3 protein-coding genes are annotated in these 2,521 nt (G+C 60.1%); 1 reads left to right on the forward strand and 2 read right to left on the reverse strand.

Features of this window, described 5'->3' with window-relative positions; all coding sequences use genetic code 11:
- Positions 1 to 61: 61 nt before the first annotated feature.
- The gene (locus RGM2987_RS00265) at positions 62 to 1,129 is read right to left on the reverse strand and encodes an ABC transporter substrate-binding protein (protein ID WP_245138117.1); all 1,068 of its coding nucleotides are present in this window, start codon (positions 1,127 to 1,129) and stop codon (positions 62 to 64) included.
- Between the two features lie 350 nt (positions 1,130 to 1,479).
- On the opposite strand from RGM2987_RS00265, the gene RGM2987_RS00270 reads away from it, so the two are divergent.
- Positions 1,480 to 2,211, forward strand: a complete 732-nt coding sequence (locus RGM2987_RS00270; RefSeq protein WP_245138118.1) for a UTRA domain-containing protein — start codon at positions 1,480 to 1,482, stop codon at positions 2,209 to 2,211.
- 7 nt (positions 2,212 to 2,218) lie between these two features.
- Here the strand turns inward: RGM2987_RS00270 and RGM2987_RS00275 are convergent, their stop codons facing one another.
- Positions 2,219 to 2,401: a hypothetical protein gene (locus RGM2987_RS00275; protein WP_245138119.1), complete on the reverse strand. Its 183-nt coding sequence runs from the start codon at positions 2,399 to 2,401 to the stop codon at positions 2,219 to 2,221.
- Positions 2,402 to 2,521: the final 120 nt, after the last annotated feature.

The following is a 2,521-nucleotide window of genomic DNA, read 5'->3' on the forward strand; positions in this document are numbered from 1 at the left end:
GGTAATTAGCCCGCTCCCACAGGGGATTTGCATCGGATATCCGAGCGGGCTAATTACCGCCTCACTGCATATTGATGATCACTTCTTCCTGCCATTTCTGCGGAAGCGCCTTGGAGGTTTTCTCCCACGCATCAGCATCCTTGATCGGCGTCACGCCTTTGTACTGCTCGTTCGGCAGCAGCTTGGCCTTGACCTCTTCCGGCAGGGTCAGGTGTTCGGCGCGGATCGGACGGGCGTTGCCCTTGGCGAGGTTGATCTGGCCGGCGTCGCTGAAGATGTACTCACGGGTCAGCTTGGCGGCGTTCGGGTGCTTGGCGTATTTGTTGATGATGGTGGTGTAGCCGGAAATGACCGAGCCGTCGGACGGGATCAGCACGACGTAGTCATCCGGGTTGGCCATCTTGGCCTTGTAGCTCAGGCCGTTGAAGTCCCAGACCACGCCGACTTCGACCTCACCTTTCTCCATGGTGGCGATGGTCGGGTTGGCCATGGACAGGCGGCCTTGCTTGGCGATCTCGGCGAACATCAGAAGGGCCGGTTGCAGGTTCTTCTCGTCGCCACCGTTGGCCAGGGCCGCTGCCAGCACGCCGTTGGCGGCTTGAGCCGCGGTGCTCACGTCACCGATGGAAACCTTGTATTTGCCGGTTTTCAGGTCGGCCCACTTGGTCGGTACGTCGGAGCCGTGCAGCAGCTTCTTGTTGACGATAAACGCGATGGTGCCGGTGTAGGCCAGCGCCCAGTTGCCGTCCTTGTCCTTGGCCCACGCCGGGACCTGTTCCCAGGTGCTTGGCTTGTAGGGCTGGACCACGCCCTGCTTGACCGCGATCGGGCCGAAGGCCGCGCCTACGTCGCCGATGTCGGCGCTGGCGTTGTCTTTCTCGGCGGCGAACTTGGCGATTTCCTGGGCCGAGCTCATGTCAGTGTCGACGTGCTTGAGGCCGTAGTTTTTTGCCAGGTCTTCCCAGGTGCCTTTCCAGTTCGCCCAGTCATCGGGCATGCCGACGCTGTTCACGGCGCCTTCCGCTTTCGCAGCGGCTTCCAACGTTTTCAGATCGGTATCAGCGGCCATGGCGGCGGTGCACATGGCAATGGTCGAGCCTAACAGTGATGCCAGGAAAAGCTGTTTCATCCGAAGCTCCTATGGGTGTTTTCTACGCTGCGATTGCGGTTGTGTTGGTCTAGGTCAGCAATACCTGAGCCAATTTAGGCGAGCCCTGTGACAATTTGATGTCTGTGGTGGAGCGTTCAATCACGATCAGGTGCCTGCGCATTGGCTGCGAATTAAGCGTAGACCATGCTTAAACGCCTGATATGAAAGGATCTGGCTATAATTTTGCAGGGCGTGTCCACCGACCGTTCAGCGCCGCTGTCATCTGTCAGTCATGTGCGGTGCCTAGGCTTGCAGGAACGAAAACAGGGGCGACGCAAAATCGAACTTGCCCGAAAACAGTGCTGGTCTAGTCCAGATAGGTAACGTTGATGCGCATCGATGCAACCAAAGCGGTGACAACCATCGGCCAGGTCCTGCAAGAGCAGCTTGATCACGGGTTGCTGGCGGCCGGCAGCAAGCTGCCGGCCGAGCGCAAACTCAGTGAGCTGTTCGGGACCACACGGATCACCGTGCGCGAAGCGTTGTTGCAGCTTGAAGCTCAGGGGCAGATCTATCGGGAAGAGCGCCGGGGCTGGTTCGTCTCGCCACCACGCCTGGCCTACAACCTGATGCAACGCAGCCACTTCCATGCGATGGTCGCCGCTCAAGGGCGGGTGCCTTCGACCCAGGTGATTTCCGCGCGCCTGCAACCGGCCTCGGCGGCCGTGTGTGCCTGGTTGCAGCTGCCTGCACTGTCCAGCGTGATCCAGATCTGCCGCGCCCGGCGTATCGATGAGCGGCTGGTGCTGTACGTCGAGCACTACCTGAACCCACAGTATTTTCCGGACATCCTCGAGTTCGATCTAAACCAATCGATGACCGAGCTGTACGCCCGGCATTACGACCTGCATTACGGTCGGGTGAAGTTCGAGATCGTACCCACCTCGCTGCAGCCGGAAGCCGCGGCGGCGCTGAAAGTCTCGGTGGGCAGCCCCGGACTGAGGATCGCCCGGGTCAACTATGACCAGCACCAGCGGCTGATCGACTGCGACCTGGAGTTCTGGCGCCACGATGCGATTCATGTCGGCGTCGATGTGCCGGAGCAATCGTCCGCGACCTGAGGCGAAGTCAGAGCGACTCGTTGAGTTTGGCGAGGATCTTGAACACCACTGTGGCGAGGATCAGCAGCATGCCGATCCACATGGCGAAGACCCCGACGTTCTTGTCGCGGAAGTTGAAGCCGATGGCCAGCAGGATCATGCCGGCGATGATCGGCACCAGCATGGCGTGGAATGCAGACATCGAGATCATGGCGACGGCCTTGTCGGGGGGGCGATAAGGTCAGTCTAGTTGGGGTTTGGCGAGGTCGTGCTGACCTCTGTCAGTGCATTCCCGATTTCAGGTCGAACGCTGTTGTGGCGAGGGAGCGTG

The organism is Pseudomonas sp. RGM2987 (assembly GCF_022952855.1).
Lineage (GTDB): Bacteria > Pseudomonadota > Gammaproteobacteria > Pseudomonadales > Pseudomonadaceae > Aquipseudomonas.